Here is a 26,525-nt window from a genome sequence, read left to right on the forward strand (position 1 = left end):
TACAGCCTGTATCTTTATGACGATTGTGTACACTGGCCTAGGCATTTCAGTAATTTTAAACAAACTTATTAATAAAACAGACTGAATGCAAGAATTGAATCGACGCTTTATTGCCGCTCTTTTTAGACCTTCATTAATGCTCTTTCAAGCGCTTGTTGCCATTTGTGCAGGTGTTGCTCGCGCTCGTCAGCAGACATGCTTGGCTCAAAAATGCGATCGACTTGCCAAGATGCTTTCATAGTGGCCGCATCGTATAACCCCGTTTTTAGACCAGCAAGCAGCGCAGCACCTTTGGCAGTAATTTCTGTATCTCTAGGACGCAGTACGGGGACGCCCAATAAGTCTGCCTGAAACTGCATGAGCAAATCATTATTGGCAGCGCCGCCATCGACCCTCAATTCGGTTAAAGGGTGCGGGCTGTCTTTTTGCATAGCGATTAAGACATCATAGGTTTGATAGGCGACCGCTTCTAACGCCGCTCGGGCGATATGCGCTTTGGTCGTGCCGCGACTCATACCTGTAATACTTGCACTGATGTCCGAGCGCCAATATGGTGCGCCAAGTCCCGTAAATGCAGGGAGCAATACCACGCCTTCGCTACTATCAACCTGCCGCGCTAAGTCTTCGACTTCACCGCTCTGTTGAATCATTCCCAGATTATCACGCAGCCACTGGACGATTGCCCCTGCCATAAATACGCTACCCTCTAGCGCGTAGGTGACTTCTTTTTTGGGCGGCTGTAGCATACGCTTGCCAGACTGCACGATTTGATCAAAGGATAAATTGTCTGGGCGCAGTGTTGCCGATTTGCGTTGCCACGCTATCGTCGTCAACAGCTGATGCTCGCTAAGTTTGGGCTGTTGACCGATATTCATCAGCATAAAACAGCCCGTCCCATAGGTATTTTTGGCCATACCAGCATCGAGGCAGCCTTGGCCAAAAAGTGCCGCTTGCTGATCGCCTAATACCGCCTGAATAGGAATCTGCTTGGCAAACAAGCCTTTTTTAGTCTTACCAAAATCCCCATCAGAGGGCAAAACTTTAGGTAAGATATTCATCGGAATAGCAAAGCGGGCGCACAGCTCCTCTGACCATTCCAGCTTATGAATATCGTATAACAGCGTGCGAGAAGCATTGGTAATATCGATGACATGCTCGCCGCCTGTCAATTTATAGATAAGCCAACTATCAATAGTGCCAACAGCTATCTCACCCTTGCTCGCACGCACGCTAAGCTTTGGATGGTTTTCCAGCAACCATGCGATTTTACTGGCGCTAAAATAAGCATCTAAACGTAACCCGGTGATACGTTGCACTCGATGTGCCATATCATCACCGTCATCCGTCTCATCGCTATGAACACCAGTACTCGCACTTTCAGCTGCAAGGGTTTTGCAATAGTTTGCGGTACGGCGATCTTGCCAAATAATCGCAGGCGCTAAGGGTTTGCCCGTTTTTTTGTCCCACATGACAATAGATTCACGCTGATTGGTGATGGCGATACTAGTCACATCGGTAGCGAGCAGCCCTGCTTGGTTAATGACGTCATGCGCACAGCTAATCTGAGTTTGCCAAATCTGCTGGGCATCTTGCTCCACAAAACCAGCTTTGGGTGTCTGTAATGTGGTTGGCTGTTGCGCCATTTTTATCGGTCGGGCATGATCGTCGTATAGTATCGCGCGACTCGAAGTGGTGCCTTGATCTAAAGCCAAAATATATCCTGCCATCACTCATATCCTTTACTGGTCTTATTTATTCTATGGTTGATAGTTTATATCACTCTCATATTTTTATAGTCAGCGGTTTCTTTTTATTTTCAGCGGCTTCTATAACTAAATTAACGCGCTTAATTAAGCACCGATTCATCGGGTTAATAGTCAAAACATGGCGCTCATTATGATTCGTCAGCAATAAAATCGAAATATCAAAGTACAAAAAATCCCTGCAATATCAAGGCACTCACAGCTCAAAAACTCAGTATATGATGACGACAATGTTCTTGTTGGGAAATAAATAATAACGCTATGATAAAAGTCGAAATCATTTCTTTATCACATCAGCACTGATTATACAATAGACGACGGCAAGATACTGAGGCTTGACCCGTCACGGTTGTGGCTCTAAAGTGTGCTTCGTATTACGTACAACAATATTTCAGTTATTATTTATCCTCATCTTTTTTCTCGTATTTTATTCATGTTTTTTGCTTAAAATTTATTCGAGCGCTATTAATTTGCTGGCTGCCGGATAGTTTATAATAGCGTAACGACGCTATTGTGTGATCGATCAAAATGCTGAATATAGCGCGTTGTTTTAAAAAACTTTGCATTCTAATTAATGGCTTATGTGACTTATGAAATTTGCATTATCAACTCTGTCTACTGCTGTGATTACGGTTATGCTCATGGGGATGTCCGTCGCCACCTCAGTAAGCGCTAACGTGGATGACGTTGAGCCACAGAATGACGTGCCAGCAGTCACGGTAACCCAAATCGTTGACGCTGACAATCCGTTGCAGACTGGCCATACGGCAGCCGTCCAGACCAATACCATCGCGCCAGCAGATAATCAATCTGTAGTCAATAACACTGCGACGACTATTCATAACCAAAGCATTGAGCTAAAAGGCATTGAGCAGAAAAGCAATTTAACCACACTGATAGATCCCATCACGCACAAAGCGGTTGATAATAGCTACCCTTTAGAAGTCTCTAGCTTTTTAAGTCTTGAGCAGGCGCAAAACATCTTATTACAAGTCTCGCCAAAGCTTGCGGCCAATGAAGCCGCTATTGCTGCCAGTCAATTTCAAACTGATGCCCTCAAGACCATAGACAACCCATTGGTGTTCGCCCGCGTATCGGCCAGTGCCTACCATGTAGAAGAAGACATTGACTTATCATCGCTCAAAAACGGCATCGTCAATGAGATCAATAATGGCGTCGATGACGTTATCCCCGCTCCGCCAACCACAGATTTGCCAAATTTTGGTGAATTGGTCGGTGAACGCCTCCCAAATTCTTATGATTTTAATCGTTCAGGCTCAACGACGGGCGCAGGTATTGGCGTTGTTTGGCCTATTTATACTGCTGGGCGGACAACAGCGTTAACAGGCGCGTCCGATGCCCGCACCCAAGAAGCAGTCGCAGATAGCCTACTCGATAAGAACGAGCTTTATAACACCTTGATTGAGCGCTATTTTAAGGCGCAGCTCGCCATCATTGCCGCCTACTTGCGTGAAGACGCTTATGATACCTTGCAGCAGACCGACCATATGGCGCAGCGCCTGTTTGAAGAAGGTTTTATCTCACGTGTGGATCGCCTAGAAGCGCAGTCTGCCTTAGCCGATGCCAAAAGCGAATCGGTCAATGCCAATAACGATGCTCGCCTTGCGATGATTGCTTTGCAGCGGTTATTGCGTACCGACTATCGTATCAAACCGACGACGCCTTTGTTTGTTTCCAGTCGCCCCCTACCTGATGTGAGCTACTTCCAAGACTTGGCACTTAGCAATCATCCGGGGTTACAAAAAGTCGCCGCCAAACGCGCACAGGCTCAGCAACTGCATGCGCTATCAGATACCGGTTACAAGCCGACCGTCATGCTATACGGCTACGGACAAGTCGAAAAAGATCCCAGTTGGGTCGCTGGTATTTCTGCCACTTGGAAGCTATGGGGCGGACTCGATAAAACAGCATCATTGGCATCAAGCAATGCACAAATACGCCAAGCAGATCTTTCTGAAATTGAAGTCAGTGACAATCTACTACTGCTGGTCGAAAAAAACTGGCACGATGTCAATAATGCCCAGTCACGTTATCAGGCATTACAGAGCAATGTTGACTTGGCAGCAGAAGTATTGCGCTTGCGTCAGTTAGGTCTTCAAGAAGGCGTAAATACAACGGTTGACGTGGTGCAGGCACAAACCCAGTCTCTCAAAGCACGAACTGAACAAGCTCAGGCAGCCAACAGTTATGTGCAAGCGCTTGCCGCCCTTATGCAAAGTTGCGGGACGCCACTGGCCTTTAACGCCTATCTTAATGCAGCAGATATTCAGTTACCTACCTTATATAGTGAATAATAATCTCGTGTGATGAGTAATAGAGCGTTTTGATAAGCGCTTATGCTGATGATGATTAAATGGCTAATGGCTATATTGTTACTGACCTTACGATACTACTAACCCTAGCTCTACTGTGAATAAGCGTTTTATGAAAAAACTGACTTCTAAAGTAACCCATTGGCTACCGCACTTGCTTCAAACATGGCGTATAGCAAACAATTCTAATGTTTGGGCACATTGCGCGAACGTAGGATTTTTTGGTTTTTTATCTATTTTTCCAGCAATGGCCGTGTTTGTACTGCTTTATGGTCTCGCTTTTTCACCTGCTGAGATGCAAGAGCAGATTTCACTTTTACGTCCGTTTATCCCTGAGTCTGTCTATGAGATTCTTAATTCACGCTTAAGCGAGCTGGCTTCGAACACCGCATCCAAACTGACTTTTGGTTTGATTGTATCGACGCTACTAGCCCTGTATGCAGGCTCCAAAGGCATAAAATCCTTAATTATCCTAGTTAATATTGCCTTTCATATCACTCAAGAGCGCAGCTTTATACAGGGCACCATTCGAGCACTTAGTTTAACCTTTGCTGCCGTTGTGGTCTTGATTATAGCCATCTCCTCTATCGCTATTATTCCTTTGGCGGCGGCTTATTTTCCTTTTCCGCAAATCGCTAAGACCATTGCGCTTTGGAGTAGATGGCCGATATTGGCTAGTATTATATTCTTAAGCTTCTTAAGCCTATATCGTTTTGCGCCAAACCGTGACGCCGTAGCGCTAAAAAATCTAGTGCCAGGCGCTGCCTTAGCTACCGTTCTCTGGATTCTATTGTCTGTGTTATTTTCGATTTATGTGCAAAACTTTAATAACTATAGCGCTGAATTTGGTGCACTTTCAGCAGCGGTAGTCATTATGCTGTGGCTTTATTACTCAGCATTTATTGTCGCTTTTGGTGCTATTTTTAATTTTGAAACCATAGAAAACGCCAAGCCTTATGCTATTCGAGTGTACTAGGTCAAAACGAATTTACCCTACCCTTTTCACTCTCAACTTTATTGCTTTAGGAATCTCACTGTCATGACTGAATTTCCAAACGAATCAGACGACTCACGCAAATCAACTGGTTCGACTGATGAGTCAACGCTGTCTCATAATGATCAGCCGTCAGTCGATTCTGCAGAAGACATACCTGACGTGGAACCAGAACAGGCAACGCCTACTTATCGTGATAATCCTAAATCTGATAAGTCGGCCATGATAAAAAAGGCGTTGCTTGCCTTATTCGTGCTGATTGCCTTAGGCGTTATCGCTTATGGTTTGTATAAAAGTAACCAAAGCAGCGAACCTGACATCATTACCCTACAAGGGCAAATGCAAATGCAGCAAACCTCCATCGCTGCAAAAGTACCAGGGCGTATCGCTCAGATTATGGTCACTGAAGGGGATGAGGTGACGGTTGGCCAGCAATTGATTGAGATGGATTCGCCTGAGATTAATGCAAAGATTAATCAGGCTGAGGCTGGTAAGCAGATGGCACAAAGTCAGCTGGACAAAGCCGAAAATGGCGCACGTCCGCAAGAGATTGCCCAAGCAAAGGCGGCGTGGCAAGCCAATAAAGCGGCCTCTGACTTGGCAGAAAATACCTATCAGCGTGTCAATCGCCTTTATGAAGAAGGTCTCATGGCAAGACAGAAGCGCGATGAAGCTTATGCCCAGTATCTTGCAACCCAAGATCAAACCGAGGCCGCACGTTTGCAGTACGACTTGGCAATGGAAGGTGCGCGCAGTGAAGACAAATCTGCCGCTAGCGCCCAAGTGGCGCAAGTCGATGCTCAGTTAGACGAGGCACTGGCTGCAAAAAAAGAAGCCAACTTAAAAAGTCCGATTGCTGGTATCGTGGATAACGTAATAGTCAGTGCCGGTGAAGTTATTGGTCAAGGTGTACCGCTATTAACGTTGGTCAATACCAACGATCAATGGGTGGTACTGAATGTCACTGAAACCTATTTGAACCAGTTTGCCATTGGTCAGCAATTTACCGGTACTATTCCCGCATTATCATCAGCGGACAAGCCTTACAGCAAACAGTTTACTGTCTATGCAACGTCTACATTGTCTGACTTTGCAACGTGGCGACCCACCAATAATGATGATGGCTTTGATGTACGTACCTTTGAGGTCAAGGCGCGACCGAGCAAACCTGATGCGCGGATTCGTTCGGGAATGAGTGTCATCGTCCGTATCAATCCAACCGCTGCCAATCAGAGCCAAGAGTAAGCCATGCGTAAAGCTCAGCTCAGGGATGCTTTTGTACGTAGTGCCGTGTACGAGCGGCGATTTTTAGCCAAAAATCCTTGGGATTTTGCCATGGTGATTTGGATACCCTTGGTCACGGTGCTGCTGATTTGGTGGATTTTTTCGCAAACGCAAATTACCAACTTGCCGATTGGGGTAATTGATCAAGACAATAGCCCGATTGCCAATACCGCTGTGCGCTACCTTGAGGCCAGTCCTGATATCACTGTCAGACAACTTTATCACTCGCCCGCCGCTGCTGAAGCGGCAATCCTGCAACGAGATATTTATGCAGTCGTGATTATCCCTGAGGATTTTTCGCGTAATATTTTGTCTAGCAAACCAGCACCGCTGATTTTACAAGTAAATGCCCAGTATGGTACACACTCGGGTATCATTCAAAAAAGCGTTCAGTCTGTCGCTGGTACCTTATCTGCTGGCGTTGAGATACAGCGGTTGGTTAAACAAGGCATGGCACCCTCGCAAGCGGCGATTGCTTACTCACCAATCAGTATTCAGCGCATCAGTTTGTTTAATGCGGCAACCGATTATCAGCAGTTCTTAGCCTCCACCGTGATTCCTGCGCTGCTTCATATTTTGGCGATGGTTATTGGCGCAACGACGATTGGACGCGAGTTGCGGGATAGACGCATCGGACGCTGGTACACTTTTATTGATACCGGTCGACCCGATTTGACGGCACTCGTAGACAGTGACACAGTCTCTACACTAGACCATAAGCAAAGCCGTAGCGATGCAACCAAACCATTAGCAGCGATCAAAAAAACTCAGCAAGTGAGTATTGCCGTCCTAGTATTTGGCTTATTAGGCAAATATTTTTGGCCGATGTTGGCTTACAGTATTTGGTCCGCATTGGCGCTATGGCTCGCCACGCCGCAACAAGCGGTCGCTCTCGCTTCAATTATTGTCACTTATATCGGTCTAGTATTACTGATGATGCTGTCATTTTGGCTGGGAGCCATATTTACCTTAGGCTCATTTTCGTTGCGCATGGGCTTGTCATCTACAGGCTTTATTTCGGCACCTTCTTACGCTTTTGCAGGCGTCACTTTTCCTTATATCGCCATTAGTGATAGCGCCCAGCACTGGTCAAATGCCCTACCGCTCACCCATTATTTAAAACTACATATCGCCCAATTACAGATGAACGCCCCTGTTGCCATATCGCTGCCAATCATTTACGGACTAACACTAGCGACCATTATTGCTATGGGTCTGACTGCTGTGTTAAGCAAACGCGCACTGGCACATCCTGAACGTTGGGGAGCACGCTAATGTCATCATTACCGAAAAACAAGCCACTAAAGACGCCTGCGCAATCAGCCACGTTGTCATCGTCACAGAGCTTCTTGGGCAGTTTTTTACAGACTCTCAAAGACATCTTTACCGATAAAGGCGTGGTTTTGATGTTGATTATCGCCCCTATTATTTATGGCTTCTTTTATCCATGGCCGTATTCCACTGAAGTAGTCAATCACGTACCCGTTGGTATTATCGATAAAGACAATAGCAACTTATCTCGGACAATTGTCCGTTATGCGAGTGCCAGCCCGCAATTAAATACCCAGCGCTTTGTCAATGAGCAAGATGCCATTGAGGCCATATGGTCGGATCAAATCGCCGGTTACATGGTTATACCCAGTGGCCTTGAACAGCAAGTGCTATCGGGTAAAGCGGCTAGCGTGAGCGTACTGGGTAATGGTGGTTATTTTATTTTAAATAAAAACGTACAGTTAGGATTTTTAAAAGCGGTCAGTACAGTATCCGCTGGCATTGAAGTGAAAAAAAACGTGGCAAAAGGCGCGTATTCGCCTACCGCTGCCAAAAACACCCAAGCCGTACCGCTACAGATTATTCCTTTATATAACCAAACCGAAGGTTATGGTGCTTACGTAGTGCCAGCGGTATCCATTATTATCTTGCAGCAGACGTTACTCATGGCCACTGCGATGCTGATCGGTACTTGGTATGAGCAGCGCCGCCACAGGACTACGATACGCGGCTGGCTTGGACGTATTGCTGCGCTCAGCACGCTAAGCTTTATCATCGGCTGCTTTTATTATGGCTGGGCGTTTGAGCTACATCATTATGCACGCGGACAAAACATGGCTGGCAGTTTGTTATTCTTGCTATTATTTTGTCCGACCGTCGCGACGCTTGGCTGCTTGCTCGGACTATGGTTCCGGCAACGTGAGCGCAGTTTGCAAATTTTAATCTTTAGCTCGCTACCGTTATTTTTTATCAGTGGCTATCCTTGGCCTGCCGACCAACTACCAGAAATACTGCAGTTTGTACGTTGGTTGATACCGACTACCCCCGCTATCAATACCTCTGTGCAGCTTAATCAAATGGGCGCGAGTATCGCTCAAGTCGCTATGAGCTTTTATGCGCTGGCAGGCTTGTGGGCATTTTACTTTGCATTACTGCTGCTATTTCGCTGGCGCACCTCACAAAAAATAAGTGCCTTATAGCTTTATACAGTCAAAATATCCTAAAAACACAACGGTATTGCTGATATCAATTTTTTGCAGCCTCTGTCTGCGCAGGCACAGCAAGCAAGAAAAATGGATATCAGCAATGCATCATGTATCGATATTATCTGCACTATTTTCCTTGTTTGACTGCAACTTACCTCATTTTTATCACCATTTCTAAAATGAGGACACGCCCTAACACATAAAAAAAGCGCCTACATTATAGTTAGGCGCTTTCTTACTTATGAACTCAGTCTTTATTACCGCTTAGAAAACGCGGTTAAGACCATTGAGTGCCGCGACGCGATAAGCCTCTGCCATCGTTGGATAGTTAAAGGTCGTATTAACGAAATACTCAAGAGTATTATTACATTTCATGACCGCCTGCCCAATATGGATAATCTCTGAGGCATGGTTGCCGTAGCAATGAATCCCCAATATCTCAAGGGTCTCACGGTGGAATAGTATCTTTAATACACCTGTGCGCTCACCGATGATCTGAGCACGGGCTAGATGCTTAAAGAAAGCCTGTCCTACTTCATAAGGGACTTGCTCATCCGTTAGCTCCTGCTCGGTCTTACCGATACTAGAGATTTCTGGAATGGTATAAATACCAGTAGGGACGCTCGAGACTGGCTCTGCGTCACTATCACCAACCATAAAGGCTGCCGCACAGCGACCTTGGTCATAAGCGGCAGAAGCCAGAGATGGCCAGCCAATCACATCGCCAGCCGCATAGATATTTTCGATATCAGTACGGTAGGTATCATCCACTTTTAGCTGACCACGACTATTGGCTTCTAAGCCGATAGCTTCTAAGTTTAAGCCTTCCGTATTCCCTGAGCGACCATTGGACCAAAGGATCGCATCAGACTTGATTTTCTTACCACTTTTTAAGTGCAAAATGACACAATCATCGTGAGTTTCAAGATGATCGATCTCTTCATTGTTGCGAATCAGAACGCCAAATTGTCTAAAGTCATGCGCTAGCGCATCACTGATTTCACTGTCTAAGTAGCTGAGTAGCTTGCTCTGATTGTTGATCAAGTCGACTTTATAGCCCAGACCAGTAAAGATAGAGGCGTACTCACAGCCAATGACCCCAGCACCATAGATGATGATTTTTTTGACCACATAATCCATTTGCAGGATTTTATCTGAGTCAAAAACGCGTGGATGATTGAAGTCTAAAATCTCTGGCCGATAAGGACGGCTACCGACCGTAATAATGGCTTTATTAAAAGTAACGGTTTCAAAGACATTTTCGTCGAGTTCGACACGGATGGTATGCGCGTCGGTAAAGCTTGCCCAGCCATGAATCACTTCAATCTGATTGCGCTCATAAAAGCGGGTATGGGTACTGACTTGATTGCGTATCACTTTGCGGGCGTTGGCGAGCACCTTATTTAGCGGTACTTGATGATACTCCATCGCTTTGGTAAACATCGGATCACGGCGAAAGTTAATCAAGTTAAATACCGATTGGCGTAAGGCTTTACTCGGAATCGTGCCGACATGAGTAGAGTTGCCCCCGACTTGCTCACGTGGATCGATGACTACAACTTTTTTGCCTGATTTAGCAAGCTTCATGGCAGCCGCTTCACCAGCGGGACCTGCGCCCAATACCACCGCATCATATTCAAACTGATGCTTATCACCCTTGATACGCTCAGAGTCTTTGGTAAAGCCTGACTTTACATCAATACGAGTATCATCTAGCGGGTTGACTAAGTCAGGATGGTGCATGATGTCATCGTTGACTTGCTCATGCGTTTGTTCGATTTTTTCTTTTTTGTTTTGCCCTTCTGTGCGTTCAGGCGTCGGCGCTGTGCCGCTCTCTTTATTAGACACTTCAGTATGAATGTCTTCACCGATATCATTGGTAGCGTCGTTTGGTTTTTTGCTTCCCATCGTGTCCTCTTTATTTCTTTATTTATCTGTCTTTAGGCTATGAGTGAATCACTGCTTAGATGAGCCATGGTCATGCTGCTAAGGAGTGCCCACCATACGTTGTGATAGGATGTTTTGCAATGTCCAATGCCCTGTCAAGCTTTGCTTGCCTTCATCTATTTGTGGACGCACGCTAATCACATACTCAGTGCCAAGGCTTGGTTTAAAATCATCGATCCAATCATAAGGAATCTGAAACACGCTACCATCTTTGCTCGATTTAGCCAGCAGGCACTGCATCGGTAAGGCCGAAGCACATGCCACACGATTTGGCGTCACGGTAAGCGTTTGCGCTTCACCCAACACGATAGTTGGAATATAACGTGGCTCAGGTACCGGCTCGCGTGCAAATAGTGACGTCTGACAAGCACTAAGCAAAGTAGCCGCGCTTAACAACAGGCTAGTAAGTAATAAAGGTGTCTTTCTAGACTTATAAGGTGAACTCATAATATTCTCTATATGATAAAGGCATGGTTTTAAGTGAAATGGTTTTAGATGAGACTGTCATATATAAAGTGGTACAAATTTTTTTGGTCAACGCTGACGTATGACCAGCCGCTAGCGTTAGCCAATGCGGCGTTTAAGACCCGTCATCTGTAAGATACGCGTGGCAATCTCTTCCACCGACATCTCTGAGACATCTAGGCTCGGAATACCGTGAGTAATATAAATCCCTTGTATCGCCCGTTGCTCTTGCTGGCACTGCTGATAGCTTGAGTAACGACTACCAGCACGGCGCTCTTGACGAATTTTGACCAAACGATCGGTATCAATAAGCAGACCGAACAATTTGTCTTTGTGCTCACGCAATGCTTTTGGCAATTGGTTGTCGTACAAGTCATCTTCGGTCAACGGATAATTGGCCGCACGGATACCGAATTGTAAGGCTAAGTATAATGACGTTGGGGTTTTACCCGAGCGTGACACGCCCACCAAAATGATGTCAGCAGCATTATAATGACGCGTACGTGCGCCATCATCATTATCCAAGGCAAAATGAACCGCGTCGATACGTTCTTTATAAGTCTCAGAGTCGACATCATCGTGTGCATGACCTGAATGTCCGTCTGGCTCTACCCCAGTCTCTTCAGCGACACGCCCAATCAAACCCTCATACATGTCTAGATTACAGCTGGTTGCTGAGTTAATTTTTTCGCGAATTTCAGGGCTGACAATGGTATCGAACACCAAAGGCAGCACACCATCGCGCTGATAAGCCATGTTGATTTGCTCAACGGCATCTTCAGCCCGCTCCAAGCTATCAACATAGGGCAGCACGCGGGTCTCAAAAGGCACTGAGGCAAACTGACTTAAAATAGCGCGTCCAAGGGTCTCAGCCGTAATAGCCGTACCATCAGAGATAAAAAACGCACTTCTTATGGTTTGTGAATTGTCTAAGTTTAACGCATCATGATTTTGAATCGTGGGCTTATCTTGTTCGGATAGATTGCTTGAGTACATAACTTTAACACCTCTTTAACACCTCGGTTAAAACCCTAATAGTGGCCTAGAGTTAGCTTGTCGCTTTTTGCTCGTCTTTTAATCAATATTACTATTTTAATTATTTGTTAGGTTATTTATGCAAGTCATTGCACACTTCATTATACGCATAATAGCGGCTCAATAGAAATCAATGTTGTCGGCAAACAGTGACACACCCGCGCCTTTACGGTCTGTATTGCGCTGCATGATTTTATTCATCGACTATATAAAACCTAACTTTATATTTTATGGATTGTGTTTTATATTTTATAGATTGTGTCTTATATATAGGTATGAAAAATATAAGTATGAAAACGGTAAAAGCGATTTTGGCCAGCATTTACTCATTTTTAGACATTTAAATAACCATAATGACACCCTGCTATGCCAGTAATATTAAAATTTTAGAGGGATCTCAAAAGTAAAATACTCAGGCGGCTGCCATAAATTATGTAGCAATCCCGACAATTTGTATCTTTTTGACGAATTTTTTGGTTCAAGGTCTCGAAATTCTTTAAATATAGGGGTATAATCGACCGTTATAATCTTTACTAAATAACCTTATTTTCTGGAGTTATCATGGCAGCGCAATCTACAGCACTTGTAATCAATCTTGATCAGCTAGGAAAAGACGACATTGAGATGGTCGGCGGCAAGAATGCCTCGCTTGGCGAGATGATCAGCCATTTATCTGATTTGGGTGTCAGCGTTCCAGGCGGCTTTGCCACCACATCAAATGCGTTCAATCGCTTTTTGACAGAAACAGGCTTACTTGACAAAATCAATAGCGAGCTAAAAACATTAGATGTGAATGATGTGAATAAGCTGGCTGCTACGGGTAAAAAAATCCGTACGTGGATTATTGAGCAAGAGCTGCCAAGCGATCTAGAGCAAGAAGTGCGTCAGTCATTCGAAACCATGAGTGGCGGCGAAGACATCGCCGTTGCTGTACGTTCTTCTGCGACTGCCGAAGATTTGCCAGATGCCTCATTTGCCGGTCAGCAAGAGACTTTTTTAAACATTCGCGGCATTGATAACGTCCTAATCGCGATTAAAGAAGTTTTTGCGTCTCTTTATAACGACCGTGCTATCTCTTATCGCGTGCACAAAGGCTTTGAGCATGAAGGCGTTGCGCTATCTGCTGCTGTACAACGCATGGTACGTTCAGAAACTGGCGCCGCTGGTGTGATGTTCACCCTAGATACCGAGAGTGGCTTTGATCAAGTCGTCTTTATCACTTCAAGCTATGGCCTAGGTGAAATGGTCGTACAGGGTGCGGTGAACCCAGATGAATTCTATATCTCTAAGAAATTGCTAGCCAATGGCAAGCCTTCGGTTATTCGCCGTAACCTAGGCAGCAAACATAAGAAAATGATCTATGGTGACGAAGGCAGCACGACTAAATCTGTCAAAACCGTCGATGTCGAAAAACAAGATCGTATGCAGTTCTCATTATCTACCGAAGAGCTGACCTCACTTGCCAAGCAAGCAATGACCATTGAAAAGCATTACGGTCAAGCGATGGATATCGAATGGGCCAAAGATGGCGATACCAATGAAATCTTTATCGTTCAAGCCCGTCCAGAAACCGTAAAAAGCCGCCAAGACAGCAATGTCATGGAACGCTATATCATCAATACAACTGATGCAAAAATCTTGTGTGAAGGCCGCTCAATTGGTCAACGCATTGGTGCGGGCAAAGTACGTATCGTTAGCAACTTAAATGAGATGGACAAAGTCCAAGATGGCGATGTCTTAGTTTCAGATATGACTGATCCTGATTGGGAACCAGTCATGAAGCGTGCCTCTGCCATCATCACCAACCGTGGTGGTCGTACTTGTCACGCCGCTATTATTGCGCGTGAGCTTGGTGTTCCAGCTATCGTTGGTTGTGGTAATGCCACTGAACTGTTGGTTGATGGTCAAGACGTCACCGTTTCTTGTGCTGAGGGTGACACCGGCTTTATCTACGAGAGTCAGATTGATTTTGAAATACAGACCAACTCTGTTGAATCTATGCCAGAGCTTGCCTTTAAGATTATGATGAACGTTGGTAACCCAGATCGCGCCTTCTCTTTCACCCAAATGCCGAACGAAGGTATTGGTCTTGCACGTCTAGAATTCATCATCAACCGTATGATTGGTGTGCATCCAAAAGCCTTGCTAAATATGAACAGCTTGCCACGTGAAATATCACAAGCAATCAATGAGCGTATCGCAGGTTATGCCTCACCAGTTGATTTCTATGTTGATAAATTGGTCGAAGGCATCTCAACGCTAGCTGTAGCATTTATGGATCAGCCCGTTATCGTTCGTATGTCAGATTTTAAGTCAAACGAATACGCTAACTTGTTGGGTGGTAAGTTATACGAGCCATCAGAAGAAAACCCAATGCTTGGTTTCCGTGGTGCTAGCCGCTACGTCTCTGACAACTTCCGCGATTGCTTTGAGCTTGAGTGTAAAGCCCTTAAGCGCGTACGTGACGAGATGGGTCTGACCCATGTCGAGATTATGATTCCATTCGTGCGTACCGTTGATGAAGCCGCTCAAGTGATTGAGTTGCTCGAGAAGAATGGTCTGAAACGTGGTGAAAACGGTCTACGCATTATCATGATGTGTGAGCTACCAACCAACGCGCTATTGGCAGAAGAGTTCTTAGAACACTTCGATGGTTTCTCAATCGGCTCAAACGATTTGACCCAGTTAACGCTTGGTCTTGACCGTGACTCAGGTATCGTCTCGCATCTATTTGATGAGCGTGACCCTGCTGTTAAGAAACTACTGTCTATGGCGATTGATGCTTGCCGCAAAGCTGATAAGTATATCGGTATCTGCGGTCAAGGCCCATCAGACCATCCAGATCTTGCGTTCTGGCTCATGGAGCAAGGTATCAGCTCAGTGTCATTGAACCCTGATTCAGTATTAGATACGTGGTTCTTCTTAGCTGGTGAAGAAGCAAAGTAAGCCGTAACTTAAGTCACAGCGGTAATTCACACAGTCATTGAAGATACAACCATTAGGGTCTATTTGAAAAATCTTGAATAGACCCTAATACTATGTCTTACAGTAGCGACTTAATATATGACTAACTATGCAGGCAATTATGCAGATTTTCCTAGCTCGAAATAACGTACAAGCCGGTCCATACACTTTGGATCAGCTCAATATTATGCTGACATCTGGTGAGGTTTTGCTGGATGATTTGATCTGGCACGACGGCTTAGACCAATGGCAGCGAGTTGGCAATTTAACCAACAACCAACGGGCGTATCGACCTGCTAATATCAGCAGCCCTGAAGTTAATGACTCTATTATCAATAATGTCACCGTGTTTCCCGAAGATGCTGAAACCAGCAGCGCTAAAGACGGAAAAAGCGTGTCATTAGACAGACTATATGGCAAGCCTGAACGTCCAAAAGATAACGCTAAAAATGCGAAAGTAGATATGACAAGCAACCGTCATCATACACCGCATAATAACGTGTCCTTAGATAAAACGGCTACCAATAAGAAAAGTACAGCCAAAGACAAAGTCGTTGGCAATGTGGTGCTTGCGCCTATTATGTCGCGCGTATTGGCGACTGCACTCAATGGCTTATTATACCTATTAGCTATCTTTCCACTGGTGTTGGCATTGACCAAAATGGATGTGGATTATAGCAAATTCCAAAATATTCAAGATATGGACACCGCTTATCAATATTCGATGACGCTGATGGAGAGTCTTCCTAGTAGCACATTGATGATATCGCAAGTCATGGTCTTTGGTTTGTTTGCGCTACAATTGGTATTTATCACTTTGCGTGGTCAATCATTAGGTAAGCTGATTACGGGTATTCGAGTAGTGGATCAGAACACGCACCGCTTGCCTTCTTTTCTTAAGCTTATCGGCACGCGTACTTTGCTGTTGTTTATCATTTACAACTTATTGTTTTCATTCACCAGCTTCTTAGGCTTTGTGATTGTTGCCATTCATTATTATATGGCGTCTAAAAGCCCGCAAAACATCGGTTGGCATGATAAGCTTGCCAAGACGTTAGTGGTAAAAGCAGATAGCAGTCAATTGGTCAAACAGCCAAAAGTCAAATAGTCAAAAAATATCGCATCTCAAAAATACAGATATCATTAGAAAAGCAGCGCTTAGCCGTTGCTTTTTTCGTTTATTAGCAGTAGTCGCGTATTAACCTTTGTTTTCGTGCCTGACTACTGCTATAATACGGCGCTTTATAACCTAAGCTTACCCTCTCTTTATGAGAATGAGTTTACCTTATAAATCTCCTTGCTATTAACATAGGGTTAATAGCTACTAATCCGTAAGGAGTCCAAATGAGACATTACGAGCTGGTGTTAATTGTACACCCAGACCAAAGCGACCAAGTGGTCGGCATGGTCGAACGCTATATCAAGTTGGTTCAAGACAATGGCGGTGTTATCCATCGTCTAGAAGATTGGGGCCGTCGTCAACTGGCTTACCCAATCAACAAGATCCACAAAGCTCATTACGTTCTTTTCAACGTTGAAACTGACGGTGAGACTTTAGCTGAACTTGAAGAATTATTCCGTTATAACGACGCGATCATTCGTAGCCTAGTTATGCGCCGTGACGACGCTGTCACTGAAGAGTCGCAGTTAGCCAAGAATGCCGATGAAAAACGCGCACGCAAAGCAACTACTCGTCGTCCAGACAGTCGTGAAAACGATAATGACGACAACGACAACAGTGAAGACTAATTAAAGGAGAATACTCATGGCACGTTTCTATCGCCGTCGCAAATTCTGCCGTTTCACTGCTGAAGGCATCACTCACATCGATTATAAAGATGTTGAATTGCTAAAACAGTACATCAGTGATAATGGCAAAATCGTACCAAGCCGCATTACCGGTACGTCTACTAAATACCAGCGTCAGCTGGCGACTGCTATCAAGCAAGCTCGCTATCTTGCGCTACTTCCGTACACTGACAACCATCAGGGTTAACCGTTAACTAGGAGTGACTCATGCAAATTATTTTGTTACAGCGTATCGTCAACCTTGGTAAACTCGGTGAAACTGTCGATGTAAAACCAGGTTACGGACGTAACTTTCTTATCCCTTTGGGCAAAGCACTACCTGCTACTAAAGCTAACATTGAAAAGTTCGAAGCACGTCGTGCTGAGCTTGAAGCTGAAGAAGCTAAAGAAGTCGCTATCGCTCAAGAACGTGCTGATGCATTGACTGATGTTAATGTTATCATGCGCGCTAAATCAGGTGACGAAGGCAAGCTATTTGGCTCTATCGGTACTCGCGATATCGCTGAAGCATTGACTAACTCAGGTCTAGAAGTAGACCGTGCTGAAATCAAGCTACCTGAAGGCACTTTACGTCAAATTGGTGAATATAATGTTGATATTCAACTACACCATGACGTTACTGCTAGCATCTTAGTGACCATTCTTTCTGAAGATGGTGATAACGAAGATTCAGCTGAAGAAGACGAAGCACAAGACGAGAACGAAAACTATTCTGAAGAGTAATCTTCAAAATATCTAGGGCGTGTCTTCATTTCAAAAATGGCGATAAAAATGAGATAAATTGCCGTCAAACAAGAAAAATAGCGTAGATAATATCAGGATATTAACCAGTTATTTGACGATGTTTGGCAAGATTTAGCCATTTTTAGCCCATTTAGATGACTATCGAGTGAATTGAAGACACACCCTAGTTCAAGTCTAAAAAAGAGCCAGTAACTTATGTTGCTGGCTTTTTTTGTCCTTTCCTTTGTTTTCTTAATAGTATAGAGATGAAGCAACCATAACGATGCGATCCTCATACAGCTGATATCTGACTAAAACCCGCATTCAAATCTTCTTTGTCATACCAAAGTCTATGTTGATAGTATTCAGCAACAAATAACCTAAAAACATATACTTAACAATAAGATACTCCCTATGAAAGCCTCTTTATTGTCACTGATTAAGTTGATATTATAATTCTATCTTTTTTATAGATAAGACAGGATCATATGATAAGCACTAACGATAAGTTACTTTGCACACAAGGTAATGACTTTTATTTAGAAGGTGAAACCTATACGGTAGGTCGGATCGTTAATGATAAATACTTTCAATTATTAACGGGTAGCAATGACGATCATTGGTATGCGACTTTAGATGATAAAGGTATTTATGTCAGCTTCGATTCTATGACTGCTCAAAGCAAAAAAGCTTGGTTCGATAAGATAGCTTAATAAAACGCTCATTTATGAGTACATATCATAGCTTTTTACAAGGACTGGTCATCATATATGGCCAGTTTTTTTGGATGAAAATCTAATCTACTACGTTGCTGATAGCTTACAGGTTGAGACCAATCAGCTGCTATCTTTGGCACACTCTGTCCAGCTTCAATCATCTTAGCTGCTGTTATCCAGCCAGCATGACCGACAGCTAGTATTGATGTGTGGTCTTGTACGGCTGAAGCTTTATTTAACCAGCCTTCAACACGGTCAAATAACTCCTGCAAACTTTCCCCATTATCGGGCGCAAAGTCTGCAAAATTATCACACCAGTCATCAATCTCTTGCTTTGCGATTTGCTCCCAAGGTCGGCCATCCCATTCGCCAAAATCAATCTCAGCAAGCTCAGGCGCGACTCGACAGTGAAAACCTCGTTGCACTAATATCTGCCCAACTTTCAATGAGCGTTGTAATGGGCTTACCCAAATGACTTTAGGCAACTGATGCAAACGGGCAAAGCGCTGTATTTTATTAGCCAGACGCTTAATTTTGCGTTTATCGACATTGATATCCGTCTGTCCGATGCAAAACCCATTAGCTGCAATAGGCTTTGGATGACGCCAGATATAAAGAACCATTGATTGATTAGCCTTTTCTAAAGATTTCTTTTGAATTATAAAAAAGGTATAGCCGCTGCCAACCCAGCATATATCGCAACTTCGCTAAGCTGTTGTGTCGCCCCTAGTCCATCACCCGTATAGCCCTCCAGACGCCTACGTAATAAGCGCCGCATATACTCAGTGGCAACTAAAGCCAACACTAAGGCCAATAGCCATTGAGCGATGCCAATCTGCTGTATGGCATTAGGAAATATAACCATCATTAAAACGCCTGCCACCAGTAACCAGCCGCTACTGAACAATCCTTGTAACGCTGTCAGCTGCTGCGCCATAGGTTTGGCCTTGGCATGCTCTATCTCACCGCCATAAGGCAATAGAGCAAGCAGGCTAATACATAGCAAACGTGAAGCCGTATGTCCGATAATCAGTGCGACGATAGCCACCGATAATGACATGCTGGCTAATAAGGAAATCTTTAGCAGTAATGCTGACACCAAACCTAACACGCCATAGGTGCCCAAGCGCGAGTCTTTCATAATAGTCAGCGTGCGCTCGCGAGTCAGACCACCGCCCAAACCATCGCAGCTATCTGCAAGACCATCTTCGTGAAAAGCGCCCGTAAGCTTAATCCCAAAAGCCGTACTCAGTACTGCAGCAACTAGAGGCGTAAATAAAATACTACCGAGCCAAAACACGCCAGCGCAAAGTAACCCAACCAACAAACCGACTGCGGGGAAATGACGGCTGCTCTCGTGTAGCCACTGCGGATTATAGTTTTTGAATGACGGTACAGGCAATCGTGTCAAAAACTGAGTGGCAACCAGTAATAATAGCCATTCATGCTTTATAAATTGCCCAACACTTAGTTTAGACAATGACTGCTGTGAAGGCTCTGGTTGATTTGATAGCTTTTTTGATTCTTGCTTTAGTGGCTTTGACATTAGTTATTTTGCTCACTAATACCCGCCTCACTAAAGCTTGCCATCTCATTGATAATGGCACAAGCTGACTGCAATAGCGGGTATGCAAGCGCGGCCCCACTACCCTCGCCCAAGCGCATACCCATATTGAGTAATGGCTCAGCATTCAGCAGCTTTAATAAATGCGCATGCCCCGGTTCAACCGAATGATGGGCAAAGATAGCATATTGAGCAACACCGGGCGCTAGGCGCTCAGCAGCCAACAACGCGCTACTAGCAATAAAACCATCGATTAATAAAATGCGGCGTTCACTGGCGGCCTGAATCAGCGCACCTGCCATCATGGCTATCTCAAGTCCGCCTAATGCCGCAAGTATATCAAATGGTGCTTGCACTTCACTGTGCCGCGCTAATACTTGCGTTAAAATATCTGTCTTATGCTGTAGCCCTGCATCATCAAGACCAGTACCACGACCAATACAATCAGCAATTGCTACATTACCCAATCGTGCCAATAAAAGACTCGCCGCTGAAGTATTACCGATACCCATCTCACCGACAATTAATAGGTTGCCAACCATATCCTTTACTACGTTCATACCGTTTTCTAGCGCAGCTAAGCATTCCTGATCTGTCATGGCAGGTTCTGTTAGCGCATCTCGGCTACCATGACGGACTTTGTAATCGAGCAATTGTGGATGGTCTTTAAAAGGAGAACTGGCAAAGTCTGCATCTACACCAGTGTCGACTACCCTTAGCTCGATATTGTGCTGACGCGCCAAAACGTTGATAGCAGCACCGCCCTGCAAAAAGTTATAAACCATCTGCGCAGTGACCGCACTAGGATACGCGGATGTGCCATGCTTGGTTAGACCGTGATCGGCGGCAAACACTCGAATCTGTGGTTGGGTAATATTCGGTGTAAGCGTCCCTTGGATCATGCCCAATTGCAGTGCCAGTGTCTCTAAGCGACCCAGTGCGCCAAGTGGTTTGGTTTTTAGATCTATAATTTGTTGTAGCTGCTGACGTAGGTCATTGTTTTCTATATTGGCAATAGTGGGCGCGGTAAAGGTGGTCAAGGCAATCATCCTAAAGGTTATAAATGAAACAGGAGACTATGGTAGCAGATTATCCAATTTATAATGATATGATTGGCCTAATTGCACAATTCCAACTTGCATAATCGTAGAGTATTTCATGAAAATTTTAATCGCCCCTGACTCATTTAAAGAAAGCCTAGAAGCATTGGATGTCTGCCACGCTATCCAGTCTGGATTCAGTCAAGTGTTTCCTGACGCTGACTATAAGCTGCTACCTATGGCAGATGGCGGTGAAGGAACTTCTGCAGTATTGTCTTATGTACTAGGTGGGCGCTGGAAAAACGTGGTGGTGAACGATCCACTCATGCGACCAATTACTGCCAAGTACCTGCTATTAAAAAATGAGACAGCCGTAATTGAAATCGCTCAAGCCTGTGGTCTGCATTTATTAACGACTGAAGAAAGAAATCCATTCATTGCCAGCAGTTACGGCGTTGGCGAACTTATTGCGGATGCTTTAGATGAAGGCGTTAAACGCATCATTATCGGTCTGGGCGGTAGTGCCACCAACGATGCCGGTCTTGGTATGTTGATGGCGCTTGGCATGACGTTTCATGATAGTGACGACAATACGTTAGCCCAAGGCGGCGGCGCGCTGGCCAACTTGCAACGATTAGATGCGACAAACTTCCATACTAGTGTGCTGGAGACAGTATTTGAAGTAGCCTGTGATGTCACCAACCCTTTATGTGGCGAGTTGGGTGCCAGTGCAATATTTGGCCCTCAAAAAGGCGCCAGCCCGCAACAAATCAATGATTTGGATAAAGCGCTAACGCATTTTTCGAGTGTATGTGAGCAACATGGCTATCAGAATTACCAAGACATAGCGGGTGCTGGTGCTGCAGGTGGTCTTGGCTATGCGTTAATGAGCTTTTGCCAAGCTGAGTTAAAATCAGGTTTTGACACCGTAGCCGAGACTGTCGAGTTATCACGGCATATTGCAAATGCTGATCTGACTATTACTGGCGAAGGTAAGCTTGACGTGCAGTCTGCTATGGGCAAAGTAGCTAGCGGTATTAGTCAACTCGCCAAGTCTAGTCACAAACCTGTGATTGCTATTTGTGGTAGCGTTGACGGACTCAACCCTGCTCAGACCAGCCAATTCGATGTTGTCATGCCTAGTATTCAAAAATTAGATTCTATCGATAAGGTATTTAAAAACGCTTATAAAAATATCGAAACGACTGCGGTCAATATTGCCGCAGCGATACGCTTGGGTCAAAGTATGAAGTAGCTGTTAATACGTCTCAATTACTACTCGATGATAACCGCAAGCAACAATATAAAGCCAATTTCTTGACTATCAATCAATGGGCGCTACTCATTCCAAAGCGCGCCCATTTAGAGCCCTATCGGTTTAATTGAGGACGTGCTCTAATATCCAACAGCTGACTGCATTGGCATTAGCATAGCGCCTATAATCAATAACGGGATGGCGATTAAGGTTTTCAAAAATGGAGACTTGGTCTTTTCCCATCTGGTAAAAACGAAATACAAATTAGCAAAAGGTACAAATAAGTACATGAGTCCCCAAGCAGTCGACTCTTGAAAGGCAATGATAATCAACTTAATCCCGTAAATTATACATATAATTAAAGCGATAAAAAATAAAGCAATTCCTACGATTCCCATACTGCACTCCTCAAAGACATCTTTATGTAAAGTAAACTATCAGATTTATTGCTGAAACATAATAACAGCTGACTTAGAGAATGTACAATAATATTAGACATATGTGCAACAAATTTAATCGAGCTTACTTATCGATATTACTTTTCACTGACTATATATTCTTTGACTTTGGCGTCGTACAGGTTGCAAGCATTAAGCACAAAACAATAGATATTAATAAATCCGCTAAAAAAGCGGCTTATTCATACTACTGAATGTTAGAAAGTACGCTTAACTTTAGCGATCTGACAAATAAAAAAGGACACGATATTGCTATCATGCCCTCTTTATTCATACCTATACTACAATCAGTCTATTACTCAGCCGCGATGGCTATCATCTCAACCAGTAGTTCAGGACGCGCCAATGCTGACTCGCCACAAGCACGCGCGGGCGGCTGGATACCCTCAAACCAGTTATCCCATACTTCGTTCATTTCAGCAAAGTCCGACATGTCTTTTATCCAGACTGTCACTGATAGCAGTTTTGACTTGTCGCTACCCACTTCTTCTAACAACGTTTGGATCTTTTCCAAACAAGTCAAGGTTTGTGCTTTGATGTCATCTTCCGCATTGCCTACTTGACCACACAAATAAACGGTCTGATTATGAACGACAATTTTACTCATACGCTGATTGCTATGTAGCTTTTTTATCATATTGTATACCTTCAATTTATGAATTTAAGTCTTTGTTGAGCTATTCAGATATGCTATTAATCTGATATGAGCTTAGTTAGAAAAACGTTGAGCGCTAAAGGGCGCTACATCTACCAGTACCGGCTTGTCATGAATCATCTCTTCAACCAAACGACCTGTCATCGGCCCTAATGTAAAGCCTTGATGACTGTGACCAAACGCAAACCATAGTTTGTCATGCTTGTCTGCAGGCCCAATAACTGGCTTCATATCCGGCATACAAGGACGTGATCCTGCCCACGCTTCGCTCTCAACCGCATCTTCTAATGGTAAGATTTTGCGAGCAAACTTCAATACCGTTTTTAATTGACCGAAGTTCTTTGGTGCATCCATTGTGGTCATCTCGGCACCGGTCGTGATGCGAATACCTTGCTGCATTGGCCCCATGACAAAGCCTTTATCCATATCAAACATACTGTGATTGATATTGTTTTTATCCGTCACTTTAAAGTGCTGATGATAGCCACGCATCGGGAACAAGGGTAAATTGTAGCCAAGTGGTTTGATCAAGTCATTAGACCAAGGGCCTGCTGCAATCACCAACTTATCACTATAGTAAGTGTCATTATCAGTGATGACTTTCCAACCTTCACCGTCTTGCACGATTTCTTTTACATCACTCTCTTTTATCGTGCCCTGCATGTCTTGGAAGTTTTTCGCATAGGCTTTTACAAGCGAGCTTGGGTTTGATACTTGCCACGAGTTCAACCAATGAATCGCACCGACGAAACCTTCAAAATTAGCGCTAGGCTCCATCGCTTTTAATTCTTCAACGTTCAATACATTATGCTCAACGCCTTGCTCACGTGCAGCGATGGCTGAAGCAATTGCTTCTTTAAAGGTTTCTTCAGAACGATGCAGCTGTAACCAACCATCACGAGTGATAAGCTCATCAGCGCCAGACGCTGTAATCATGTTCTGATGCTCACTGGTACAATGCGCAATCAGCGTTTGCCACTCTGCTTCGATCTGCTTAACAGTCGCAGGCGCAGAGTACTTCCAATACTGCAATAGCGCTTGATGATAACGCAAGATAGCTGGGATACGATAGCGAATATCCGTCCCTTGGTTGGGTAATACTCTGATCATCTCAGTCAACTGACGCGGAAATGGATGCGTATGAATCGCTTCGCGCTGGATGAGGCCTGCATTGCCATATGAGGTCTCTGACCCGGGTAGCTTTTTGTCTAACAACAACACCTGCGAACCGTTCTTTTGTAGATGCCACGCAATCGATGTGCCAACCATACCAGCACCAATAACAATAACCTCATAGCGCATAGAATATCCTTTCCTGATAGGTAGTAGAGTCTTGCTTAATAGGGGGTGATAATAACGCGAACCTGACAATTAATAAACCCATATCTAACGGATTTTTTTGTTATCAGATACTTTTGGTTATAGGATTTTATACAAAGTATTTTGGAATGGAATAAGGTTAGTAGTGAGTAGTGAAGAAATCGTCATCGTTTCAAGAAAAAACGTATTTAGATAATCAGTTATACCTTTAATGAAATAGATACCTTCTTATCATTTGATTCGTATTTTTCTCATTAATATAGTCAATTAGACCATATAACTCTAGGTAAAATAGACTTAAAAAATAATTTTAAAGTAATTAGAAAACAACTTCATTTTACGGCTCGTTTTTAGCAAATAGCTGCAACCAGTCACTGAGACCATTAATATCAAAGGCTTTTGCACCATAACCAATACTTAGTAAATCCTCAGGCAGATATTCATCAAACTTCTCGATTATCTTATTGGGTACATTCTCGGAAAGTTCAGTCGCAATTGGCAAAGGTTTATGAGTTAACGCTTGTAAGAATTTCATAACTTGCACTGAATCGGTTTTATTAACACATATCACGCCCGCATACCTCTCAGTAGAGAAATTATGTTGCATCAGCAGGGCTGCTAAGGTGTTGACAATTTTATCACCGCGCCACATAAAGATATAAGTATTACCATCTTGGTCTATAAGTGGTCGATGACGCAGTTGACACCTATCAAAAGTATCAAGGCTTTCTGCGAACAGCTCGCGTGCTATTTTATCAGCGAAATCGACTTTTTTATCACCGACTGCAATACGATAATCGCCACTAATTAATATGTCATACATTTCTTGACGCACTCGGTCATGTATCGACATACCGCCGCTGTCAAAAGCGGGAGGCACACCGCCACCTTTAGCGGCAACGACATAGACGACTTTTTTATCCATATCTATATCTGCTACTTGCCAGCGCCTACCGCCAAAAATAATGTACTGTTTAGGTATGAGCACAGTTGTAACAGGTAGCGTGCCTAGCGTTTTACTACCAGCCACAAGACGATATTCCTCTGGCGTTTTAAACACCGCATAATCATATAGTAGCGTGGTGCAAATATAATCGTAGTCCAATTGATTTTTTTATCTCTCATAAATAAAGACCTAAAATAGTTTGGGAGTGATCTAACGTGACGGATTAAGATATTGTTCATATCCTATCAACGATGGCACCTACTTTATAAATATAATTAGGTAAGTCTAGGATCTTTAGGCACACCACTACTACAGTTGAATTTTTTTAAACCAACAGGTAAGTCATATTTTTTCCAATAGCTCCGAAGCTCAGGAGTTGTCAGTGATTTACCTTGACAGTCCCTAGGGAGCACTGCTTTATCACCCTCACAGACATAATATAAAGTGCCCTTAGGTAAGTTATTTTCTTTCCAAAAAAAGTTTGCTTGCGATTTAGGCACTGGATTGAAACGACGTTCTCCTGTTTTCCAACTTGTTTGAGTTGTACACTCGCTTAACACACCTATATCGTTAGTGAGATATTCAGTCTGTTCTCCTGAAAAGACTCCAGAAGGAGGTAGACATGCCGATAACCAAACTATGTTTGCTGACAACAATGCTAACTTAAATGATTTCACAACTAATTCCCTTTTAATAGTTAACCAGAGATAACTGTACGGTAAAATTGACAGGTATACGGATTGATTCTTAGGATACCAACTGGTATGAGCTCCTCCT

At 44.0% G+C, this 26,525-nt stretch carries 24 protein-coding genes; 12 read left to right on the forward strand and 12 right to left on the reverse strand.

The features are described from left to right. Positions 1-122: 122 nt before the first annotated feature. Positions 123-1,727 (reverse strand): glycerol kinase GlpK, encoded by a 1,605-nt coding sequence (gene glpK / locus ACSUPM_RS08505; protein WP_025651775.1) that lies wholly within the window; start codon positions 1,725-1,727, stop codon positions 123-125. Positions 1,728-2,353: 626 nt separating this feature from the next. Here glpK and ACSUPM_RS08510 point away from each other — a divergent pair. From ACSUPM_RS08510 to ACSUPM_RS08530, 5 genes are all read left to right on the forward strand, one after another. Next, on the forward strand, positions 2,354-4,078 hold the full coding sequence (locus tag ACSUPM_RS08510; RefSeq protein WP_201566233.1) for a TolC family protein: 1,725 nt from the start codon (positions 2,354-2,356) through the stop codon (positions 4,076-4,078). Between the two features lie 130 nt (positions 4,079-4,208). Next, positions 4,209-5,072 carry a YihY/virulence factor BrkB family protein gene (locus tag ACSUPM_RS08515; protein ID WP_201566234.1) on the forward strand — a complete coding sequence of 288 codons (864 nt, stop codon included), beginning with the start codon at positions 4,209-4,211 and terminating at the stop codon, positions 5,070-5,072. Positions 5,073-5,135: 63 nt separating this feature from the next. After that, positions 5,136-6,335 (forward strand): HlyD family secretion protein, encoded by a 1,200-nt coding sequence (locus ACSUPM_RS08520; RefSeq protein ID WP_025653352.1) that lies wholly within the window; start codon positions 5,136-5,138, stop codon positions 6,333-6,335. Between the two features lie 3 nt (positions 6,336-6,338). Continuing rightward, the gene (locus ACSUPM_RS08525; RefSeq protein WP_025653351.1) at positions 6,339-7,649 is read left to right on the forward strand and encodes an ABC transporter permease; all 1,311 of its coding nucleotides are present in this window, start codon (positions 6,339-6,341) and stop codon (positions 7,647-7,649) included. Next, the gene (locus ACSUPM_RS08530; protein ID WP_025653350.1) at positions 7,649-8,845 is read left to right on the forward strand and encodes an ABC transporter permease; all 1,197 of its coding nucleotides are present in this window, start codon (positions 7,649-7,651) and stop codon (positions 8,843-8,845) included. The genes ACSUPM_RS08525 and ACSUPM_RS08530 overlap by 1 nt, the downstream gene beginning before the upstream one ends. A gap of 270 nt (positions 8,846-9,115) precedes the next feature. On the opposite strand, the gene sthA is transcribed toward ACSUPM_RS08530, so the two are convergent. The 3 genes from sthA to ppsR form a co-directional block, all read right to left on the reverse strand. Further along, positions 9,116-10,759, reverse strand: coding sequence for a Si-specific NAD(P)(+) transhydrogenase (gene sthA / locus ACSUPM_RS08535; protein WP_217271548.1), 1,644 nt, complete (start codon positions 10,757-10,759; stop codon positions 9,116-9,118). 78 nt (positions 10,760-10,837) lie between these two features. Then, entirely contained in the window at positions 10,838-11,245 is a 408-nt protein-coding gene (locus ACSUPM_RS08540; RefSeq protein WP_201566235.1) for a DUF4377 domain-containing protein, read from the reverse strand. A 117-nt stretch (positions 11,246-11,362) separates the two neighbouring features. After that, positions 11,363-12,259: a posphoenolpyruvate synthetase regulatory kinase/phosphorylase PpsR gene (gene ppsR / locus ACSUPM_RS08545; protein WP_025653347.1), complete on the reverse strand. Its 897-nt coding sequence runs from the start codon at positions 12,257-12,259 to the stop codon at positions 11,363-11,365. A gap of 600 nt (positions 12,260-12,859) precedes the next feature. Here ppsR and ppsA point away from each other — a divergent pair. The 6 genes from ppsA to ACSUPM_RS08575 all read left to right on the forward strand — a co-directional run bounded on the left by ppsA (position 12,860) and on the right by ACSUPM_RS08575 (position 18,507). Continuing rightward, positions 12,860-15,244 carry a phosphoenolpyruvate synthase gene (gene ppsA / locus ACSUPM_RS08550; protein WP_025653345.1) on the forward strand — a complete coding sequence of 795 codons (2,385 nt, stop codon included), beginning with the start codon at positions 12,860-12,862 and terminating at the stop codon, positions 15,242-15,244. Between the two features lie 139 nt (positions 15,245-15,383). Then, entirely contained in the window at positions 15,384-16,370 is a 987-nt protein-coding gene (locus ACSUPM_RS08555) for an RDD family protein (RefSeq protein WP_227691712.1), read from the forward strand. Between the two features lie 236 nt (positions 16,371-16,606). Continuing rightward, positions 16,607-17,011: a 30S ribosomal protein S6 gene (gene rpsF / locus ACSUPM_RS08560; protein ID WP_025653341.1), complete on the forward strand. Its 405-nt coding sequence runs from the start codon at positions 16,607-16,609 to the stop codon at positions 17,009-17,011. 16 nt (positions 17,012-17,027) lie between these two features. Further along, complete coding sequence (gene rpsR, locus ACSUPM_RS08565; protein ID WP_025653340.1) at positions 17,028-17,258, forward strand: 30S ribosomal protein S18; 231 nt, start codon at positions 17,028-17,030, stop codon at positions 17,256-17,258. Positions 17,259-17,278: 20 nt separating this feature from the next. Continuing rightward, positions 17,279-17,794, forward strand: coding sequence for a 50S ribosomal protein L9 (rplI, locus tag ACSUPM_RS08570; protein WP_101210960.1), 516 nt, complete (start codon positions 17,279-17,281; stop codon positions 17,792-17,794). Positions 17,795-18,282: 488 nt separating this feature from the next. Next, positions 18,283-18,507, forward strand: coding sequence for a hypothetical protein (locus ACSUPM_RS08575; RefSeq protein ID WP_025653335.1), 225 nt, complete (start codon positions 18,283-18,285; stop codon positions 18,505-18,507). Between the two features lie 35 nt (positions 18,508-18,542). Here the strand turns inward: ACSUPM_RS08575 and ACSUPM_RS08580 are convergent, their stop codons facing one another. Genes ACSUPM_RS08580 through cobT form a run of 3 tightly spaced genes read right to left on the reverse strand, consistent with a single transcriptional unit; the run spans position 18,543 to position 21,114 of the window. Further along, entirely contained in the window at positions 18,543-19,133 is a 591-nt protein-coding gene (locus ACSUPM_RS08580) for a histidine phosphatase family protein (protein ID WP_201566237.1), read from the reverse strand. Between the two features lie 35 nt (positions 19,134-19,168). Further along, positions 19,169-20,056 (reverse strand): adenosylcobinamide-GDP ribazoletransferase, encoded by an 888-nt coding sequence (cobS, locus tag ACSUPM_RS08585; protein WP_201566238.1) that lies wholly within the window; start codon positions 20,054-20,056, stop codon positions 19,169-19,171. Beyond that, positions 20,056-21,114 (reverse strand): nicotinate-nucleotide--dimethylbenzimidazole phosphoribosyltransferase, encoded by a 1,059-nt coding sequence (gene cobT, locus ACSUPM_RS08590; RefSeq protein ID WP_201566239.1) that lies wholly within the window; start codon positions 21,112-21,114, stop codon positions 20,056-20,058. The genes cobS and cobT overlap by 1 nt, the downstream gene beginning before the upstream one ends. 118 nt (positions 21,115-21,232) lie before the next feature. Between cobT and ACSUPM_RS08595 the strand changes: the two genes are divergently transcribed. Then, positions 21,233-22,369 carry a glycerate kinase gene (locus tag ACSUPM_RS08595; RefSeq protein ID WP_436879849.1) on the forward strand — a complete coding sequence of 379 codons (1,137 nt, stop codon included), beginning with the start codon at positions 21,233-21,235 and terminating at the stop codon, positions 22,367-22,369. A 140-nt stretch (positions 22,370-22,509) separates the two neighbouring features. On the opposite strand, the gene ACSUPM_RS08600 is transcribed toward ACSUPM_RS08595, so the two are convergent. The 5 genes from ACSUPM_RS08600 to ACSUPM_RS08620 form a co-directional block, all read right to left on the reverse strand. Further along, entirely contained in the window at positions 22,510-22,767 is a 258-nt protein-coding gene (locus tag ACSUPM_RS08600) for a hypothetical protein (RefSeq protein ID WP_025653330.1), read from the reverse strand. 355 nt (positions 22,768-23,122) lie between these two features. Further along, positions 23,123-23,461, reverse strand: a complete 339-nt coding sequence (locus ACSUPM_RS08605; protein WP_025653328.1) for a RidA family protein — start codon at positions 23,459-23,461, stop codon at positions 23,123-23,125. A gap of 75 nt (positions 23,462-23,536) precedes the next feature. Then, positions 23,537-24,784: an NAD(P)/FAD-dependent oxidoreductase gene (locus ACSUPM_RS08610; protein ID WP_201566241.1), complete on the reverse strand. Its 1,248-nt coding sequence runs from the start codon at positions 24,782-24,784 to the stop codon at positions 23,537-23,539. A 355-nt stretch (positions 24,785-25,139) separates the two neighbouring features. Further along, entirely contained in the window at positions 25,140-25,907 is a 768-nt protein-coding gene (locus ACSUPM_RS08615) for a hypothetical protein (protein WP_025653326.1), read from the reverse strand. 116 nt (positions 25,908-26,023) lie between these two features. After that, on the reverse strand, positions 26,024-26,425 hold the full coding sequence (locus tag ACSUPM_RS08620; protein WP_156915678.1) for a hypothetical protein: 402 nt from the start codon (positions 26,423-26,425) through the stop codon (positions 26,024-26,026). Positions 26,426-26,525 lie beyond the last annotated feature (100 nt).

It is taken from the genome of Psychrobacter okhotskensis (assembly GCF_965638355.1).
Lineage (GTDB): Bacteria > Pseudomonadota > Gammaproteobacteria > Pseudomonadales > Moraxellaceae > Psychrobacter > Psychrobacter okhotskensis.

Bases quoted from the DNA above. Each gene is read 5' to 3' on its own strand.
- glpK (WP_025651775.1), bottom strand. From the start codon at position 1,727: ATGGCAGGATATATTTTGGCTTTAGATCAAGGCACCACTTCGAGTCGC.
- ACSUPM_RS08510 (WP_201566233.1), top strand. From the start codon at position 2,354: ATGAAATTTGCATTATCAACTCTGTCTACTGCTGTGATTACGGTTATG.
- ACSUPM_RS08515 (WP_201566234.1), top strand. From the start codon at position 4,209: ATGAAAAAACTGACTTCTAAAGTAACCCATTGGCTACCGCACTTGCTT.
- ACSUPM_RS08520 (WP_025653352.1), top strand. From the start codon at position 5,136: ATGACTGAATTTCCAAACGAATCAGACGACTCACGCAAATCAACTGGT.
- ACSUPM_RS08525 (WP_025653351.1), top strand. From the start codon at position 6,339: ATGCGTAAAGCTCAGCTCAGGGATGCTTTTGTACGTAGTGCCGTGTAC.
- ACSUPM_RS08530 (WP_025653350.1), top strand. From the start codon at position 7,649: ATGTCATCATTACCGAAAAACAAGCCACTAAAGACGCCTGCGCAATCA.
- sthA (WP_217271548.1), bottom strand. From the start codon at position 10,759: ATGGGAAGCAAAAAACCAAACGACGCTACCAATGATATCGGTGAAGAC.
- ACSUPM_RS08540 (WP_201566235.1), bottom strand. From the start codon at position 11,245: ATGAGTTCACCTTATAAGTCTAGAAAGACACCTTTATTACTTACTAGC.
- ppsR (WP_025653347.1), bottom strand. From the start codon at position 12,259: ATGTACTCAAGCAATCTATCCGAACAAGATAAGCCCACGATTCAAAAT.
- ppsA (WP_025653345.1), top strand. From the start codon at position 12,860: ATGGCAGCGCAATCTACAGCACTTGTAATCAATCTTGATCAGCTAGGA.
- ACSUPM_RS08555 (WP_227691712.1), top strand. From the start codon at position 15,384: ATGCAGATTTTCCTAGCTCGAAATAACGTACAAGCCGGTCCATACACT.
- rpsF (WP_025653341.1), top strand. From the start codon at position 16,607: ATGAGACATTACGAGCTGGTGTTAATTGTACACCCAGACCAAAGCGAC.
- rpsR (WP_025653340.1), top strand. From the start codon at position 17,028: ATGGCACGTTTCTATCGCCGTCGCAAATTCTGCCGTTTCACTGCTGAA.
- rplI (WP_101210960.1), top strand. From the start codon at position 17,279: ATGCAAATTATTTTGTTACAGCGTATCGTCAACCTTGGTAAACTCGGT.
- ACSUPM_RS08575 (WP_025653335.1), top strand. From the start codon at position 18,283: ATGATAAGCACTAACGATAAGTTACTTTGCACACAAGGTAATGACTTT.
- ACSUPM_RS08580 (WP_201566237.1), bottom strand. From the start codon at position 19,133: ATGGTTCTTTATATCTGGCGTCATCCAAAGCCTATTGCAGCTAATGGG.
- cobS (WP_201566238.1), bottom strand. From the start codon at position 20,056: ATGTCAAAGCCACTAAAGCAAGAATCAAAAAAGCTATCAAATCAACCA.
- ACSUPM_RS08595 (WP_436879849.1), top strand. From the start codon at position 21,233: ATGAAAATTTTAATCGCCCCTGACTCATTTAAAGAAAGCCTAGAAGCA.
- ACSUPM_RS08600 (WP_025653330.1), bottom strand. From the start codon at position 22,767: ATGGGAATCGTAGGAATTGCTTTATTTTTTATCGCTTTAATTATATGT.
- ACSUPM_RS08610 (WP_201566241.1), bottom strand. From the start codon at position 24,784: ATGCGCTATGAGGTTATTGTTATTGGTGCTGGTATGGTTGGCACATCG.